At 67.3% G+C, this 17096-nt stretch carries 11 protein-coding genes and 3 pseudogenes; 6 read left to right on the top strand and 8 right to left on the bottom strand.

Annotated elements, in window-relative coordinates; all coding sequences use genetic code 11:
- Positions 1 to 31: 31 nt before the first annotated feature.
- The 3 genes from ACFYZJ_RS38680 to ACFYZJ_RS38690 all read right to left on the bottom strand — a co-directional run bounded on the left by ACFYZJ_RS38680 (position 32) and on the right by ACFYZJ_RS38690 (position 9810).
- Entirely contained in the window at positions 32 to 190 is a 159-nt protein-coding gene (locus ACFYZJ_RS38680; protein WP_388576884.1) for a hypothetical protein, read from the bottom strand.
- Positions 191 to 1149: 959 nt separating this feature from the next.
- Positions 1150 to 1551, bottom strand: a complete 402-nt coding sequence (locus tag ACFYZJ_RS38685) for a hypothetical protein (protein WP_388576887.1) — start codon at positions 1549 to 1551, stop codon at positions 1150 to 1152.
- Between the two features lie 120 nt (positions 1552 to 1671).
- Positions 1672 to 9810 carry a DNRLRE domain-containing protein gene (locus tag ACFYZJ_RS38690; RefSeq protein ID WP_388576890.1) on the bottom strand — a complete coding sequence of 2713 codons (8139 nt, stop codon included), beginning with the start codon at positions 9808 to 9810 and terminating at the stop codon, positions 1672 to 1674.
- 400 nt (positions 9811 to 10210) lie between these two features.
- Between ACFYZJ_RS38690 and ACFYZJ_RS38695 the strand changes: the two genes are divergently transcribed.
- The 3 genes and pseudogenes from ACFYZJ_RS38695 to ACFYZJ_RS38705 all read left to right on the top strand — a co-directional run.
- Positions 10211 to 10624: a hypothetical protein gene (locus ACFYZJ_RS38695; RefSeq protein WP_388576893.1), complete on the top strand. Its 414-nt coding sequence runs from the start codon at positions 10211 to 10213 to the stop codon at positions 10622 to 10624.
- Entirely contained in the window at positions 10617 to 11297 is a 681-nt protein-coding gene (locus tag ACFYZJ_RS38700; RefSeq protein ID WP_388576896.1) for an RNA polymerase sigma factor, read from the top strand. The genes ACFYZJ_RS38695 and ACFYZJ_RS38700 overlap by 8 nt, the downstream gene beginning before the upstream one ends.
- 718 nt (positions 11298 to 12015) lie before the next feature.
- Positions 12016 to 12225, top strand: a pseudogene (locus ACFYZJ_RS38705) (ISAzo13 family transposase); the annotation flags it as partial.
- Positions 12226 to 12435: 210 nt separating this feature from the next.
- On the opposite strand, the pseudogene ACFYZJ_RS38710 reads toward ACFYZJ_RS38705, so the two are convergent.
- The 3 genes and pseudogenes from ACFYZJ_RS38710 to ACFYZJ_RS38720 all read right to left on the bottom strand — a co-directional run.
- A pseudogene (locus ACFYZJ_RS38710) lies at positions 12436 to 12654 on the bottom strand (ISL3 family transposase); the annotation flags it as partial.
- On the bottom strand, positions 12603 to 13376 hold the full coding sequence (locus tag ACFYZJ_RS38715; RefSeq protein ID WP_388576899.1) for a transposase: 774 nt from the start codon (positions 13374 to 13376) through the stop codon (positions 12603 to 12605). The pseudogene ACFYZJ_RS38710 and the gene ACFYZJ_RS38715, both read right to left, overlap by 52 nt.
- 341 nt (positions 13377 to 13717) lie before the next feature.
- Positions 13718 to 13873, bottom strand: a pseudogene (locus ACFYZJ_RS38720) (ISL3 family transposase); the annotation flags it as partial.
- A gap of 271 nt (positions 13874 to 14144) precedes the next feature.
- Here ACFYZJ_RS38720 and ACFYZJ_RS38725 point away from each other — a divergent pair.
- Positions 14145 to 14270 (top strand): hypothetical protein, encoded by a 126-nt coding sequence (locus ACFYZJ_RS38725; protein ID WP_388576902.1) that lies wholly within the window; start codon positions 14145 to 14147, stop codon positions 14268 to 14270.
- A gap of 67 nt (positions 14271 to 14337) precedes the next feature.
- Here the strand turns inward: ACFYZJ_RS38725 and ACFYZJ_RS38730 are convergent, their stop codons facing one another.
- Positions 14338 to 14541, bottom strand: a complete 204-nt coding sequence (locus ACFYZJ_RS38730; protein ID WP_388576905.1) for a cold-shock protein — start codon at positions 14539 to 14541, stop codon at positions 14338 to 14340.
- 316 nt (positions 14542 to 14857) lie between these two features.
- Between ACFYZJ_RS38730 and ACFYZJ_RS38735 the strand changes: the two genes are divergently transcribed.
- Both ACFYZJ_RS38735 and ACFYZJ_RS38740 read left to right on the top strand, forming a co-directional pair.
- Positions 14858 to 15085, top strand: coding sequence for a LexA family protein (locus ACFYZJ_RS38735; RefSeq protein ID WP_388576908.1), 228 nt, complete (start codon positions 14858 to 14860; stop codon positions 15083 to 15085).
- Positions 15086 to 15388: 303 nt separating this feature from the next.
- On the top strand, positions 15389 to 15799 hold the full coding sequence (locus ACFYZJ_RS38740) for a hypothetical protein (RefSeq protein WP_388576911.1): 411 nt from the start codon (positions 15389 to 15391) through the stop codon (positions 15797 to 15799).
- Between the two features lie 539 nt (positions 15800 to 16338).
- Here ACFYZJ_RS38740 and ACFYZJ_RS38745 read toward each other — a convergent pair.
- On the bottom strand, positions 16339 to 16755 hold the full coding sequence (locus ACFYZJ_RS38745; RefSeq protein WP_388576913.1) for a hypothetical protein: 417 nt from the start codon (positions 16753 to 16755) through the stop codon (positions 16339 to 16341).
- Positions 16756 to 17096 lie beyond the last annotated feature (341 nt).

Here is a 17096-nt window from a genome sequence, read left to right on the forward strand (position 1 = left end):
CGGGGATGAGCTGAGTCTGTATGTGCCGTGGTCACCGCGTGGCCTCGGCCACCGGCCGGTCGTGGAGGAGGGCGAGGAGCTGTTTCGTGTGGCCGGGCAGTTCTGCCTCCGCCAGTCCGGTGACGATGTCGCGCAGCGACATGGGCTGATCAACCAGGAGGGCGTCGTTGGACAGGAGCCGGGCGGGCACCAGGGTGGCGAGCTCGGCGTCGTTGAGCGCCGCGCCTCCGGCGAGTGCGCACAGAGCGGCTGCCTGGCCGCCGATGCGCTCCCGGAGACCGGCGTTGGCGCCGGCGTGCGCGATGGTGTGCCGAATGGACCAGGCGTCGAGGGCGATCCGGTTGCCGTACGTCGCCTTGGCCCCCGCTGCGACACCTGCGACGGCGGCGATGGTGGCGCTGGGAGCCGGCGGACCAGCCCGACGAGAGCGTCGGCGACTGGCGGTGGTGGCCGCTGGACGCCCTACCCCCGGCCCTGTTCGAGTGCAGCGCCCAAATCCTCACCGCCTGGCGACCCGACCTCCCGATCGACCACGCACCAAAGCGAAGACCCATCGCCTGCCATGACCAGAAAACGGAGACGGCCGAAGAGTTCCTGCGGGCTGCTGTCGACAACGGCACCCGGGGCGGACGCCCGGTTCAGTGCTCTTGCGGCGCCAACTCCACGACTCAGCCCGCCTGATCGGAATGTACGCCGCGGGCCGAATGATGCGGGTCGGGCGGGCGGCGGTAGGCACCAGGGACCCATTGTCCTCCGCGGCAGATCCCTGCACCGGTGTCCGAGAAGACGTACTCGGACGCGATGTTGCCGTTGCCCAGCCATTCGCGTCGCTCGACCGGACGGGCCAGGACACGCTCGAACCAGTCGGCCGTGACCTGGGCCAAGCCCCCGGGCTGCCCACGGCGTCGATGACATCCACGCGCGACCGCTCGACCGGATACGGGTCAAACGTCTGGTTGTGGAGCTCACCGCCCCGGATGCGCGTTCCGTCGAAGCACACCGTGATCAGGCAGAGGTTCTGAGGTCGTCTTCCTCGTCCTCTTCGAACCAGTCCCACTTGAGCACGGGCGAACCTTACCGGTCACGCTCCAGGGCACCGCCACAGCCCGGCCTTGCACGGACGCACACTCCGAATCGTCCGGATGTCCGTCAGCCCGGGAAGGAAAGAGAAATGCTGGGGCTCGGCTGCTGCTGCAGTTCGTCAGAGGACTCCTTGGACACGAGCCTTCCACCGGCGAAGCAGAACCGAAAGACTGACGGATCCATCACGGCGCCCGACTCCGAATAGTAATCGCACTGCTGACCCGACCTCGCGGGCGGGAACTTCGAAACGTCAAGTCCCTGCGCCGGAGCGCCCAGTCTTTTCAGTACACTTGACCGCTGATCACCTATCTTCACCGCCTGATACTGCTGGTCGCTGATCACGCCGACACTCGCCGTGTCCTGCCGCAAGAACCACACGACGCAACCGACGACGATCACCAGCGAGACCACCACAACCGCCGCCGTGACAAGCCGCCGCCCGCCTGCTTTGTTGGCACTTTTTCCCATCCCATTCCCTTCGCAGGAGGTCCACACGACGGCCGTCTTTCACTTTGCGCATTTCCCGAATACCATACCGCACCATCCGTGGCCCGGGAGGCGTGCATCGCCTCCCGGGCCACGGATGAGTCACGACACGGGCAGATCAATGGGCGCAGAAACCCCGCCCACCCAGAAATTCTGAGCCAGCCCCGTACCTTGCATTCTGGAGAGCTCGGTTGCCGATATGGAAACTCCCATCGACTTGAATGGCTGACTGTCGAAGTCGTAGTACTTCGACATTTCGAACTGGAACTGCATCTGTCCCGACCCGGTCATCTGCCCGGCAATTCTGAAGTCGAAGTCCTTCAGCGCCAGGTGGAAGTCCTGCTCCGATCCCGGGTCCGTCGAGTACGGCGGCACGCTGTCGCTCGAGATGGGACCGTCGACCACACGGGTCGTCAGCCAGTTCTGCTGCACGAAGGACGTTTTTCCGTGTTGCAGTGCCAGCTTCATCTCTTTGAGCGCGATGGCGTTCAAGTAGGTCCTGACGTTCGGTGTTTTGTACAGGTCCGACAGAACGTCCTGTCCCAGATTCACCGGTTCGCCGCTGCCGCCCAGGAAATGCTGGAGCAGGAAGGAGGAGACTCCGTAGCCGAGGAACTGTGCCAGGCCCGCCATGTTGTTCAGCTTGTTCCACGTGTGCTGATCATCCGCTGTGGGTTGGAGAGAGCCGAACGAGGGGCCGGCAGCGTCACAACTCTCCGAATGCGGACAACCCGGTCCGTTGCTTCCCCACTGGCCCACGTAGTCGACCGGATCGTAGGACTGACCGCTGCCCCCACCCTGCTGTTGCTCGTACCGCGCCTCGCAGGCGTCGATGGCGGCCACGGTGCCCTGGCATCCGTTGTCGTCGATCAACCTGTGGCCGTCGAGTTCGACGTTACTGATGGGGTTGCCCCCGCCGAACGCGTAACGATTGCCGGTGTAGGGGTCCGTGGTCATGTCGCTGTCCGCGAGGGCGCCTTCGTACATGTCGCGGGTGAGGAACCGGTTCATTGAGGGGTCGTAGTTGCGGAACCCCATGTTGTAGTTGCCGGTGTCGCCGTCGATGCGCTTGGAGTTGAAACGGTAGACGTTGTACGGGGTGGCGGTGGTGGTGCCGGTGGCGCCGGATCCGGTGTTCTTGTCGACGCCGGTGTCCTGGCTGGTGTCGTCCTTGCCGTAGGCGGTGTAGCCGTAGGTGGCCTTGGTGTTGCCGCCCGCGTCGGTGATGGCCTGGACGTCCGTGTGCGGGTTGTAGGTGTAGTAGGTCGGCGTCTCGGTGCCGTCCGTGTTGTGGACGATCTGGTCGAGCCGCTCGCCGGTCGGCGCGTACTGGTAGCTCTTGGTGACCGTGCCGCCCGCAGACTCGTCGGCCAAGGCCTTGGAGGTGGCCAGGTAGTCGAAGTTGGTGGTCTTGGCGTTGGACGAACCCGCGTTGTCGGTCTGGGAGACCGTGCGGTCGAACGGGTCGTAGGTGTAGTTGGTGGTGACCGTGCCGGAACCGGTGTTCTTGGCCTCGGTGGCGATGTGGTCGAATCCGTCGTAGGTGTAGCGATCGATGACGGTGCCCGCAGCGGTGACGGTGTCGGTGCGGCCGAAGGGGTCGTAGTTGTAGTTGGCGGTGGTTCCGCCCGCGGTTGCGGTCAGCAGCCGGTTGCGGTCGTAGACGTTGGTCGTGGTGGTGCTGCCGACCGTCTGCGAGGTGATGTTGCCTGCCAGGTCGTAGGCGTAGCTCTGGTTGTTGTTGCCATCGGAGTTGGTGACCGAGGCGACCTGGTCGCGCGGAGTGTAGGTGTCGGTGGCCGTGCGGTTGAGGCTGGTGCTGCTGTTGTCGGCGCTCTGGGTGACCGAGACGTCCTGCGTCTGGTTGCCGTTGGGGTCGTAGGTCAGGGTGTGCTGGGCGACCACCGTGCCGCCGGAGGTCTTCTCCACCGTGCCGGCCAGTGAGTTGTCCAGGTTGTAGGTGTTGGTCACCACGTTGCCGTTGGCCTTGGTCTCCGTGGCGATCTTGAGCGCTGGTGTGTAGGTGTAGCTGGTCGTCTTCCCGGTGTCCGTGGAGGTTTCCTTGTTGACCACCTGGGTGAGCAGGTTGCGGACATCGAACGTGTAGCCGGCGCTGGACGCGTCGTGGGTCTCGCTGAGCGGATTGCCCGCGGCGTCGTAGGTGAAGCCGGTGGTGTGCTTGACCGTGCCGGACAGCTTCTCCTGCAGTTGGCTGAGCCGGTTCAGGCCGTCGTAGGTGTAGGCGTAGTCGTCGAACTGTGCGCCCGGTGAGTTGTCGGCCAGGTCGGTGAGGTTGCCGTTGGGGTCGTAGGTGTAGGTGAAGGACTTCGGGTTGGGCTGGGTGTCACCGGAGTTGTTCCGGACCACCTTGATCGCGTCCGCGACAACCGTGCCGCCGGAGTTCTGGGCGAGGCTGATCTTCTGGCCGGTGCCTGCCTGGGTGAAGGAGTAGGAGCCCAGGGAGACCCAGGTGCCGGTGTTCTTGGTCTGGTCCACCGTCGAGGTGGCGGAGCCCCCGTTGTAGTTGATGGTGTACTGAGCGGTGGTCGCCGCACCGGTCACGCCGGGGAACTGGGCATAGACCTGATACGTGCCGTCCTGGGGGATGTTGAGGTTCCAGGTGAAGGCATCCGTACCCGAACCGGCGGCGTGCGTCCGGTAGTTGTAGCCCTGGTAGCCGGTGCCCGTCGTCGAGGTCGACCAACTGCCGGTGCTGCTGACGTTCTGGGTGTCGGAGTTGTCGACCATCTCCACCTGCAGACCGACGGGCACTCCGTTGTCCGTGTGCGACTGCAGCTTGCCGTCCGGGTAGTAGCCCCAGCTCTGCGTACGCGAGGAGGAGCCGCCCGCGGAGGTGATGGTGCGGGAGGTCTGCTTCCCGATCGCGTTGTAGTCGTAACTGGTGGTGATCCCCCACGGGTCGGTGGAGGACTTGGTCCAGCCGTTGTCCCAGTAGGAGGTCGTGGTGGTGCTGTTGACCGTGCTGTTGCCGGACGGCGGAGCGGTCACCTTGGTCAGGCGGCCTGCGGCGTCGTAGCTGTAGTCGGTCTCCGGCGCGGTGTTGTACGTGGAGTCATTGGGGTTGTACGCCCCGAACTCGGCGCTCTTGCGGTTGTCCGCGTCGTAGGTGGTCTTGGTGGTGTAGGCGTTGGCGATCCCGGAGGCAACACCGCGCGGGGTGATGGTGGCGGTCTTGTTGCCTACCTGGTCGTACTGGTACTGCGTGGTGTCGTACGTGATCGTCCCGCCCGAGCTGGTGTGCGGGACCTGGACCTGGGTGACGTGACCGTCCTGGTCGTTGGTGAACAGGGTGGTGTTGCCGTTCTGGTCGGTGGTCGAGGTCTTCGCACCGTCCAGGTCGTACGCCGTCGACGTCGTGTAGTTCGCGGCGTCCGTCACCGTGGTGGGTCGGTGGTCCAGGTCGTAGGCGGTCTTGGTGGTGTGGTTGAGCGGATCGGTGACCTGGATCTTGTTGCCCACATCGTCATAGGACGTGGTGGTCTTCTTCCCGGCCGCGTCGGTCACCGTGACCGGCTCGTCGGCCGCGTCGTAGGTGGTGGTGATGGTGTACGAGCCCGCCTGCGCACCTGAGACGTTGCCGTCCGGAGTGGTCATGGTCAGCTGGTTGCCGACCGCGTCATAGGTGTAGGTCGTGGTACGGGTCGGCGCCGTGGAGGTGTCCTGCGGCAGGGTCGAGGACGTCGCCTGGTCATTGGCGTCGTAGACGGCCGTGGAGACGGCGCCGTTGGGGGCTGTCTTCTGGGTGATGTTGTCGTTGGCGTCGTAGGCCGGCGCCGGGGTGGTGATGTAGACGCCGTTGGCCTGGTCCTTGGCGGTCTTGCCGTCCATCGGGCGCAGGAAGACGTCGTAGTTCTGGGTGGTGGTGTGGCCCAGGGCGTCGGTGGTCGAAGTGACCTCGCCGCGTGGGCCGTAGACAGCAGTCGCGGTGTTGCCGAGCGGGTCCTTGGTGGTGTCCGGGTAACCCGAGGGGTCGTAGTTGGAGTAGGTGGTGGTGTGGTTGTTGGCGTCAGTGGCCGTCAGCAGCTCACCGGTGGCGTCGTACGTGTAGGTGGTGGTGTAGCCGGAGCCGGCCTGGGTGCCGTTCGGGTCCTGGACCGACGTCGGGTTGCCGTTGGTGTCGTAGGAGAAGTGCCAGTGCCGACCCGCCGCGCTGGTCTTGTCGGTGATGTCGGCGATGTGGCCGGACAGCGACGTCTGGTAGTTGTAGGTGACCGCGGCCGTGTTGTTCTTGTTGGCCAGCGCGTCCTTCTTGGTCAGCGGGTAGCCGGTGTTCTGGTCGTAGGTCCAGGTGGACTGGGCGCCGTTGTCCTCGGTCAGTGAGGTGACGTTGTTGTCCGTGTCCCAGGCCAGCGTGGTCTTCTGATTGAGGGCGTTGACTGCCTGCGTCAGGCGGCCGGTGGAGTCCACCTGATAGGTGGTCGCGTGGTTGTTGGCGTCGGTCACCGTGGTCTGTATCGCCGCGCCCGTGATGGCACCCGGCTCGGTGTAGGCAAAGCCCGTGGTGTGGTTCAGGCGGTCGGTGACGTTCTGCGTCCACCAGTGGAACTTCGGATCGGTCACCGGGTCGTAGTACGAGATCGTCGTCGCGTGACCACGCGGGTCGGTGACCTGGGTGAGCTTGACGTTCTTGTTCCCCTGCGTGGCGTCGTAGGTGAAGTTGAAGGTCTTGGCGGCGGAGTTCCCGGCGCCGTCGACCATGCGGGCCATCAAACCCTGGGTCGTGTAGTAGAAGTCGATCTCTCGGCCGGAGATGTCGATCAGCGACTTGATGTGGTCGATGATCTTCGGGTTGGTCAGGTTGGTGTCGTTGACCAGGTTCCCCGTCGAGTCGATGTAGCTGTAGTTGTCGCCCTTGTTGTAGTAGTTGACCGTGAGCGTCTTGCGGCCCGTCGGGTCGGTGATGTAAGAGAGGAACTCCTCCGGCTTGTTCTCCGACTTCCGTGAGCTGTAGGTGAAGTCGGCCTCGTTGCCGTTCTTGTCCACCACTGCGGTGGGGAAGCCCTCACAGTCGTAGAAGAACTGAGTGCGGTCAGGCCGGGTCATCTCCCAGGCTCGCGCGTTGGTGATCTGCGGCCCGCACGATGCCAGCTGCTGCAGATACAGGTGCACGCCCGCCGGCGACGTCCACGTACTCGTGGTCGAGTTCCACGTCCATACGTGGGAGGTCCCGTCGCCGTCGGTCATGGTGACCTCGGTCGGGTTCGGGTTGGGGTGGAAGTCGAGCGGGGTGCCGAGCCTGGTGGGCGTGGACGTCTGCAGCGACCAGCCGTAGCCGAGGGTGGAGTCGGTCGTGTCCAGCGAGTTGTACGACATCCGGGCGAAGGTCGCGAAGCCGCGGGACGGGTTGGAGAACGCGTTGTAGTTCCAGACCGTGTTACCGGAGGAGTCGTTGGTGTACAGCGCGGAGCCGGCACCTGTGGCCCGGGTCGTGTACTGGTAGAACTTCTCCAGGCCCAGCTGATTGGACCCCGGCTCCTCGACCCCGGTGGCCTGGGCGAGCGAGCCGATCCCGCCGGTTCCTGAGGACAGGTAGGAGCCGGTGCTCGTGTTCTTCATGTCCCACGAGAGCGTGTAGGCGCCCTTGGTGTTGGTGTCCGTCGGGGTCGGCGGGGTGACCTGCGCGTTCAATGTCTGCTGTGCGCCCGGCGTCATGTCCGACGGCAGTGAGGTCGCCAGCTGGTTGCCGGTGTTGGTGACGTCGGTGCCGTCGGGCAGCGTCCAGTGGTAGGTCAACTGCTCGTTGGAGGCGGACCAGGTCGACCCGGTGGTGTTGTTGATGGTGACCGGGACGGTGTAGGTGGTGCCCGGGACCATCTTGGTCGGCGTGGTGGGGGCGTAGTACGTGGAGTCGGTGGTGGTGTCCAGGTAGGTCACCACCAGCTGGGGCGCGAGAGCCGGCTCGGCGGTGTTGGGGCCGGCGAACAGGGTCCGCTCCTGCGGTGCAGTCGACGCCTCGCTGGAGAGTTTCACTTCCAGGCCGTGATTGGAGCTGGGGGTGTTCACCCAGCCCTGCACGATCGCGGTGGCGTCGAACTTCTGCCGATTCGGATCGTTCGTCAGTCCGGAGATGGTGCCGTCCGCGGTGGCGTTGTAGTCACCACCGGCGGTCGTCCACGCGGTGGTGGAGTTGGCGTTGTTCCAGGTGGCCTGGGACTGGGTGAAGCTGCGGTTCAGCGCGTGCAGTTCGTAGACGGCCCCCGACGTTCCCGTGGTCGTCTGCTCCTGCCACAGCTTCAGGTGCGCGTCCATGATGGTCGCGGTGGACGGGATGGTGGACGGCAGTGCCCCGAAGTCGAAGACCGAGCGGGCGTTGCCGTAGGTGGAGGAGTTGTCGCCGACCTCCAGCCACTGCTGCGGCACGCTCGACGTGCCGTCCGAAAGTGTGTTGAGCACCGTGGTCGGCTTGGCCGAGGACAGTGTCGTTGCCGACCCGCCGCGCAGGATCACGGTGGTCAATCCGGCCTTGGGCAGCCGGACCAGTTGAGTCGGTGCCGGGATCAGTGCGCCGGAGGCGGTCTTGACGACCACCATGTAGTAGTAGGCGTTGCCGTACGGGTCGCTGCTGGAGGTCGGGGTGGGTTGCGCGGTGGTGTCCACGAAGCTCGTGGTCCCGGTGGCGACCGGGGCGACCTCCGTGGAGGCGGAAGGGGTGAAGGTCTGGTACACGCTGCGGTGCACCTGGTACTCCACGATGTCGTTCGCCGAGCTACCGGTGTTGTTGGTGTAGGTGTTCCAGGACAGCTCGGCGCCAGTGGAGTGGATCACCGACGGCGGGTTCAGCGTCACCCCGGGCACGCCATAGGTGACCACCAGCTGGGGGTAGTTGGCGGTCTCACCGCCGTAGGAGTAGATGCTGCCCTCGTACCGCGGCCCGCCCTGGGACAAGGTCGACTCGTTCGCCGCCTTCACCACGAACCCGTAGTTCGGCGACGTTCCGTTCAGCCAGCCCTGTACGGTGGAGGTCACCGCGTAGGAGTTCCACACGTCCTGCGTGTAGGCGGCCTTCGTCGCCGTGCCGGCCAGCGCGCCCGTGATGCCGTTCGCGCTGTTCCAGGTCGCGGTCGTCGGGTCCCAGGCGGCGGCCGCCGCATGCGCCTCCAGCGACACCGCGTTGGCCGCGGTGGTGTGCGTCTGGTCGTAGTACAGGTTCAGCGACGCAGACGTGATCGTCGTGCCCGCAGGCACCGACGGCAACGGGAATTTGATCAGTGCACGGGAAGCACCGGTCGCCGTGGTGCCGACCGACAGCCGCCAGCTGGTGTCGTAGTTGGTGGTCGGCCCGTCCGAGGAGATCATCACGTTCGACGCCTGCGACGGCGTCGGTGCCACCAGGATCGTCGGGTCGATCACCACCGGGTACTGCCGATGCGCATCGGCCAGCCATGACGCGTTGGGCCGGATCGTGATCCGCAGCGTGCCCGACTTCGCGTCCCAGCGCATCGACTGCGACACCTTCGTGGAGTACGCCGTCCCGTACGGCGACGAGGCGTCGGCCTTCGAGTCGGACATGTAAGGCGCCGGGATCACGAACGTGGTTCGGTTCGCCTCGCCGCCGGTCAAGGCGATCGACCCGTCACGTCGCTGCCGCGGGGTGAACCCGCCCACCTTCAACGTGAACGAGTAAGCCGTCCCAGCCGTGGGTGCCTTGGCCAGGACGATGCTCTCCTTCAGCCCGCCCGGCTCGACCTGGTAGCGAAGGTCCGCACCGGGCAACGCGCCCGGATACGCCACCGTGTCCCCGGACACCTTCGGCGTCCTGGTGTGGGCGCCGTCCGCGCCCAGCTGCACGAAGCTCGAGCCCTGCTCGACGCGCACCAGTGACGAGGCACGGCCGGAGAAGTAGCTGTGGAACGTGTTGGCCTCACTGCCCACGGCGAACCCGCCGTGGGACACCGGCTTGACCGCCGTCCTGATCGTCTGCCATGCCCCGCGCGCGTCGCGGTAGTGCACCGGGACGGCCGAGACGACCCCCTGCACCCGGCCGTCGGAGAGCCGGTAGAACGACTCGTTCGCCGTCCGCCGCTTGGTCAACTCGGTAACACGCCGGGCATGCGGATCGACATGCACGCGTGGTGTCGAACGACCCTTCGGTGGTGACCACTTGAACGTGGTCGACTTGGCCTTGACGCTCTTGTCGTCGTCCTTGAACCAGCCGCGCGGATCCCACCACCCGTAGTCCGAGCCGTGATGCGACCCCGACCCCGAAGATGAGGCTTGCACGGCAGCGGCGTGCTCGGTCGCGGACGCTGCTTGCGGCATCCACGTCGCGAACACAGCCGACACCGCCACGCAGGCAGCAAGCCGTTTCAACCGGTGCATCGACCAACACCCCTCTGGTGGCTGGTGACCGCGCCATTCGCGCCCACCAACTCCGAGCACCGCAAGACGGCCTGAAATCGTGACACCCCCCACCACAGAAGGTGATCCATGTCACATACAGGCTCGTAAGATGACCGTCATCGCCCCCAATTGCCCACACAGTTGGAGGGAAAGCCGCCGCCGGGCCCCTACAGCAGAGTCAAACGGGCGTTGTATAACTCCTCCGGTCACCCCTCCCGACGATCACCGATGCGTCACTCTTCGCCCTTTCATCCGCCTTTTCACCGAACGGAGAACGGCCATGGCCGCATCGATCCGCAGACGTCCCACCCGGACCGGCGCACTCCTGCTCCTCGTTCCCGCACTGTGCCTGACCAGCTGCAGTGAGAGCCCACGGCCCACCAGAGCCACCGGTTTGGACGCACCGCACAGCGTCACGCTCACGGTCGACGGCGGCGGCACCGCGGACGTCAACTGGTCCACGGCCACAGGCGGCAAAACCGCCCACACCGCCCTGCCCTGGCACACCACGGTCCAAGCACCCACCGGACGCCACGAAGTCACCCTCAGCCTCGTCCTCGGCCGGCACGGCGGACAGGCCACCTGCTCCATCGCCATCGACGGACGACGCGTCAACAGTTCCCTGGCACAGGGCAAGTTCGGCCGAGCCACCTGCCATACCCCCATCGGCACGGACAACGGCGCCAATGCCTGACGGACGCGGCAGCAGAGACGACGACTCCGGCCCCGGCAGACCACACCGGACCGACCACACGCTCGACACCGCCGTGGAACACGCCCGCAAAGGCGACGAAGACGCCTTCCGTCACCTCTACCGAGCCGTCCAACCACGGCTGCTGAACTACCTGCGCGCCCTGGTCGGCCAGGCCGACGCCGAAGACGTCGCCTCCGAAACCTGGACCAGGATCGCCCGCGACATGCGCTCCTTCCGCGGCGCCGGGGACGAGTTCCGCGCCTGGGCAGCCACCATCGCCCATCACCGCGCGGTGGACCACCTGCGACGACGTCGGCCCGGTACCCCGCTGCCCATCGAGGACATGCCGCATCGGGCCGCGAGCAACGACACCGAACGCGAAGCGGCCGAGAGCATCTCCACCGCCTCCGCCCTCGCCCTCATCGCCGAGCTGCCCCCGGACCAGGCACAAGCGATCCTGCTCCGCGTCGTTGTCGGGCTGTCCGCTCCGTCCGCCGGGAAGATCCTCGGCAAACGGCCGGACGCGATACGTACCGCAGCTCACCGGGGACTGCGTAACCTCGCCCGCAGACTGCAACCGGCCGCCAAGGCCAACGGTGACCACTCCCGCAGAACGTCACGGCGCACGGTTTCGCTACCATCTCCAGCCACAACACTAGGGGAGGCGACATGAGCGACAGCCCCCCAAACCCAAGCCGCCGGGGCCTGAATCGACGAGCCCCGGCCATCGACGAATCCGAACGCCTCCTGGACACAGCAGCGCGAGGCAACGGTCCGGCCGGGGATCCCTTGGCCCTCCTCCTCACAGCAGCGGCAACGCCGGCCCCTGTCGACACGCTGACCGGCGAGGACGCGGCCGTCGCGGAATTCCGCGCGGCGGGGCGCCCCACGCCCGCCGTGTGGCGCCGGGCCATCCGGGCAGCCGCCGCTGCCGTACTCGCCGCCCTTGCCCTCGGCGGTGTCGCGGTCGCCGCCGACCATGCCGGACTCCGCCTGCCCCTGCTTCCCCACCACCCGACACCGACTCCTCGGAATTCCCCCGGTCTGCAGCACAGCCCGACCTCACCGACCGCGACGGCTCCTGCCGGCACGCGGCACAACCCGACTCCGCTTGCCGCGACGACTCCAGCCGGCACGACCATACCTGCGACGCACGACGGCACGGAGACGCCACGCGCCGACCGACGCGGACTGCAACCGCACGCATCGCGCGGGCGTGTCCGCGGCCGGGAACAGCACGCCACTCCCGCCCCGGACCGCCGCAGGGCTGACCGGGACAAGCACTTACGCAAGAGTCGCGTCCAGGACCACAGCCATATCGGGAAGGCCGACTTTTAGGGCTTGCCGGGAAACAAGCCGTGGCTTCCGGCTGCTGGGATCGTTGTTCTGGTATGGGGAGAGTGGAGGGGATCGAGGCGGTCCTGGCTGCGAAGTTCCAGGCCCTGTTACCGCATCTGGACGAGCGCCGGCGCCGGCTGGCCATAGGGGCGGAAGCGCGGTCGTTGGGGCATGGCGGGATCAGGCTCGTCGCCGCTGCGGCCTGGGTCCGGGGAGGCACGGTCTCGCGCGGGGTGGCTGAACTCGAGTCCGGGCAGGTGTCGGCGTACAAGCGAACGTGGCCCTGGCACGATTTCCGTGATGCTGGGGTGTGCCACCGCCGGTGACGCTTCGTCACGAGTAGCGGCGTCGGAGCAAGGCTGAGGATGACGCGGTGGCGGAGCAGCGGGACCCCCGCGCGTCCGGCCATTGATCCGCTTCTGGAGCTTCAGATCGGTGATGCGGCCTTCGTTGACGCCGGAGTTGAACGGGGTGGTAATGCCCTGCACGACTGCGGGCTGGTCCTCGCGGATGGCCTTGACCAGGCCGGCCAGTGCGGGAAGTCGGGAGGTTGCGAGTTGGTCGAGCCAGGCCGGCAGCGTGGCGGCGTCGCGGGTGTCGAGCATGGCGGCGAACTGACGGACCAGGTTGTGGGTTCGGTTCAGCTCTGGGCAGTGCTCGAGCAGCCGCCGGAGTGCCTCGGCTGCGTGCAAGCTGCGGCGGGACGGCGTGGTGGTGATCCAGCGGGCGACTTGGCGGGGTGAGGGCGGCCGCTCGCGCGGGGTGTCGATTGGCAGGCCGCGGCGTAGCGGTGCGAGGGCCATCTTGACGCGTTGGCAGTGGCCGCCGTAGCCCTTGGCGGCGATCTCCTGGTGCAGCACGGTCGCGGTGTGCTCGCCTTCCTCCACCGTTGCCGAAGGTAGTCGAGGTATGGATCGAGGCTGGTGGGTTGGCGGGGCCGGGTGCGCCTTACGCAGTCCTGCCAGGTGGTGGCCCGGGCGTACTTGGCCACGGTGCGCCGGTTCAGGCCCAGCTCGCGGGCTGCGGCGCTGAGCGAGCAACCGGTGTCGGTCACCGCGTGCACTGCCTCGAACAGCCGCTTCGCGTGGCGACGGGCTGGGGTGTCGGCCTGGCCAGACCGTGCCGTCGCGGTCGTTGGCGACGGTGCCGGTTCGGGTGGGGGTATTGCGGCGTGCAGGCAGCCGCGGTGGGTGGCCGCGATATCCGCGATCCGCTTCGACAGCCCCTGCCACAGGTGGAAGCGGTCGCTGACCTGCACCGCGTCCGGGGCGCCGTCGGTGATGCCCTGGCGGTAGACCAGCGAGCCGTCCCGGCAGACCACCTCGACACCGGGGTGCGTCCGCAGCCAGGCGGCCAGCTGCTCGGCGTCGCGCCCGGCCCACAGCTCGATGGGTAACCGGGTGGTGGCACCCACCAGCAGGGTTCCGTAGACGTCCGCGTACAGCGCGTAGTCGTCACGCCCAGCACCCGCGGGACCAGCGGTGACGGAAGCGGCAAGCGCATCAAGTGGAAGAGCACGCTGGTCCGCGACAGCGGCACCTTGAGGATCTGCAGCAGTCGGGCGCCACCACGGCCGGCGAGAAGCACCCCGGCCATCTCCACCAGGTGCCGCAGAAGCGGACTGCGGCGCTGATAGCGCACAGTCAACCCCTCGACCTGCTCGACAAACGTCCGCCGGCCACAGCCCGGGCTACCACAGAACAACCGCCGTACCGACAGCCCGATCAACACCGGGCACCCTCCGACAGCGACATCGGCCAGCGTGCGGCCATAGCGACTGTGCACCCGCGCCGAACCACGACCACAGTCCGGACAAGCCACCGTCAACCCGCGGGTGCACGCCGTGATGCGGACCACGCCGCCCGCCACCCACACCCGTTCCACCCGCACCGCATCAAGGTGCGAAAACATGATCCGTACGAGGTCATCACACTCGCTGACAGTGCCGCTACCCGTGACGGAGCGTCACCGGCGCACGGTGGCACACCCCAGCATCACGGAAGTCTTGCCATGGCCACTCAGACGCGTACCTGGACACCATGTTCGCCCGGGAGACACGCGATGCGCACGCGCCCGGTCGTACCCCCGCGGCCCGCCCACACGCGAGGCCCGCACCCCGGCCGGGGCCTCAACTGCGCTCGCCCAGCACGGCGAGGAGTGGACGGTGGGCCACGGTGGACCCGTGCGTCTGTGGGATGCGGTCGAGGATCACCTGCTGCGCCGGCGGACGGATGGCGCTCCGCCGCTGGAACGCTTCGAGGTCCTCGCGACACCCGAGGACCAGAGCATCACCTGGCCGACGGCCTGACGTCCCGCCAGCATCGATGAGCCCCGGCCGGTGGATGCATATCGGCCGGGGCCTCTTGCGTGCGGCGTTACAGGGGGCGGATGTTTTCCGCCTGCGGGCCCTTCTGGCCCTGGGTGACGTCGAACTCGACCTTCTGGCCCTCCTGGAGCTCACGGAAGCCCTGGGACTGGATGTTCGAGTAGTGGGCGAAGACGTCCGGGCCGCCGCCCTCCTGCTCGATGAAGCCGAAGCCCTTTTCCGTGTTGAACCACTTCACAGTGCCCTTGGCCATGTGCCTGTCTCCTTCGAAAGGACTGGTCCCGCACCGTGCGGGATCCGGAGGTGATCGCCTTGGTCCGGAGAGCGTTGAACAGCAAAAACGCCCGCGATTGCGATCACGGGCGAACGGGACTTCGGAACCACGACTGCTGATCACGACGCTACACCGGCTGGCGCCGCCCGGCCACACGGTTCCGGTCAACGCGGCGCGTGGCCCAGATGTGCCACACGGGTGCATCAGCCCACGAAGGCCCAGGTTAGAGCGCCTCAGGCGATTACACCCCTGGGTCACCTTGGCCCCTAATTCGAACACATGCTCTAGCCGGAGCATGGCCGGGCACCGAGTAGACCACCTCACCGAGCGGCAAGAGCGCATCGTGGCGTTCATCCGCGAGCGGATCGCCGAGCATGGCGAGGCGCCGACGGTGGTCGAGATCGGCGAGCACGTAGGGCTTCGCAGCCGCTCCGCCGTGCACTACCAACTGCGGCAGTGCGAGGAGAAGGGCGCGATCGTCGTCGAGCCGCGCCAGCCCCGCGGGATCCGGCTCGCCCACTGAGGGCGACCGTGTGCCTCTACCCCACAGTTGTGTCGGTCCCAGTCATACCTGCATGGCTCTCTGCCCCGCGCAGGTCAAAATCCTTCCTCGCGTCGGGGCCCGGGGTGATCCCCGCGATCCCCGCGCCGGGCGGGAGAGCGGCCGAAAAAATGGTGAATTGCGAGGCAACGGCGGACGCCCGTTCGCCCCTCTGTCAGGTTGCGATCAGCGAACTGGACGGCCATTACGGACCGGGGACCAGGTTCCTGCCGTCCGTTTGTCACTGTCGCCGAGCATCAGACCATCCGAAGGGGGAGACAGACGATGCACTTTCTCAACCGGCGCGCCGCGCGCGCGGCCATCGTTACGGCAGTCGGCATGACGGCACTCGGGTTGAGTGCGGTGGCGGCTTCCGCGAAGGCCGATTACGACTTCAAGGCGAGCCCGCACACCGTTAAGGCCGGCGCGCACATCCACCTGAAGGGGTACGCCGAGAAGGACGACGACCTCTTCCAGAGGTTCTGCGTGCAGGAGCGACAGGGCAACCGTGGATCGTGGCGGACGGTGAAGTGCGCTCACGGAGCGGTCTTCGACGGCGGTTCGGTCGACACCTGGGTGAAGGCGAAGCACCGTGGCACGCTGCAGTTCCGCGGCGCGCTCTACGAGACGGACTGGGGCTCGAACAAGCTCCGCCTGGTACTGGTCACGCCGACCCAGACCGTCAGGGTGCGCTGACCGCAGAGCCTCGCGAGGGACTGTCGGGCCTCATCGGGAGGCCCGGCGAGTCCCGAGCACCCTCTCGACGGGACGACAGCACGGTACGCCGGCCGTGGATCACTCGGAGGGCTGCGGCCCCATCCGGCGAGCCGTGCCTCGCTCCGCTGGCCTTCTGGTGGGACGGCGAGGTGGCGTGGCTGTCCACCAACCCGACACACCGCCCACCGTAGACCGCAAAGACTTGTTCGCAAAGGGTCCTTTGCGAACAAGCCTTTGCGGTCTAGGGCGTTTGGGCCGGATGGACGCCCAGCCGCTGTCCCTGGGAGCAATCACGTTCGGGCACCTGGAGCGGCTGGTGGGTCTGCGCGTTCGGCCATGGTGCGTTCATCGCCCCTCCCTGGCATGACCGTTCCTGTCGCACGTCGGCGCAATGTTCACGCAGGGCTTTCGAGCGTGAGAGGCGAGGCGAGTGGGGTCGGTCGGTTGCTGTGGGGGCGTTCCGGGTGTTGATATCCTTGCGAGTCATATGTCCCTTTCCTGACGGGAGTGGGATCGGTTCAGGTTCCGGGGCGCCCGGCGGCCGTCCAGGCGGCGTACTCCTGGCGGACGTAGAGGCGGCGGCTGGGGGCGAGTGTGATCGCGTCGGGGCGGAGCGGGCCGGCCACGAGGTCCGGATGGCGGCGGTCGTGCAGGACGAGTTTTTCGGCGGTTTCGGCGGCGGCTGACAGGGGGCCGGGGCGGGGGTCGTCCAGGGCCATCCGGTCCATGAGGGCCGCCCGGCGGAGCAGCCAGGCGCGTTCGGCGGCCAGTGCATCGACCGGGGGGCCGGTGACGGACCTGGCCCGGCGGCCGTCGCGCTCGGCCCCGAGGGCGAGCACTTGGTGCATCTCGCGGCGCAGGTCGGGGGCGTCCGCGTACGCCTCGTGCGGGGGCGGGGCGGCCATGTCCTCGCCGCTGTTCGGGCTGACCTCCACGCTCACACCTCTGCCGCAGCGTTGACACGGCACCGTGTCGTGGTCGGGGCCGCCGTGATCGAGGGCCGGTGGAGGCGCCATGGGCCGCGTGGGCATCTGGGCTGGGTCCGGGGAGCCGTCGATGGGGCGCGGCTTGTGGGTCGCGGAGGACCGCTCGGAGGGGTCGTCGGGTGACCCGGCGCCGCAGCCGCCCCCGGTGGCCTGTCGTTGTGCTGCAGTGTCGGCCCCGGCGGAGGGCCGCGGCCCGTGCGGGACGTCCGGGCCGGTCATGGCGAGTACCTCAGGCAGGCGCGGACTTCGCGGCCGCTGCGTGTCTGGTGCACCTGGGTCGACTGGGCGAG

Origin of the sequence: Streptomyces sp. NPDC001848 (genome assembly GCF_042891915.1) — a bacterium.
Taxonomy (GTDB): Bacteria; Actinomycetota; Actinomycetes; order Streptomycetales; family Streptomycetaceae; genus Streptomyces.

Coding starts and splice junctions, on each gene's coding strand:
- ACFYZJ_RS38685 (WP_388576887.1), bottom strand. CDS start 1,551: ATGGGAAAAAGTGCCAACAAAGCAGGCGGGCGGCGGCTTGTCACGGCG.
- ACFYZJ_RS38695 (WP_388576893.1), top strand. CDS start 10,211: ATGGCCGCATCGATCCGCAGACGTCCCACCCGGACCGGCGCACTCCTG.
- ACFYZJ_RS38700 (WP_388576896.1), top strand. CDS start 10,617: ATGCCTGACGGACGCGGCAGCAGAGACGACGACTCCGGCCCCGGCAGA.
- ACFYZJ_RS38730 (WP_388576905.1), bottom strand. CDS start 14,541: ATGGCCAAGGGCACTGTGAAGTGGTTCAACACGGAAAAGGGCTTCGGC.
- ACFYZJ_RS38735 (WP_388576908.1), top strand. CDS start 14,858: ATGGCCGGGCACCGAGTAGACCACCTCACCGAGCGGCAAGAGCGCATC.
- ACFYZJ_RS38740 (WP_388576911.1), top strand. CDS start 15,389: ATGCACTTTCTCAACCGGCGCGCCGCGCGCGCGGCCATCGTTACGGCA.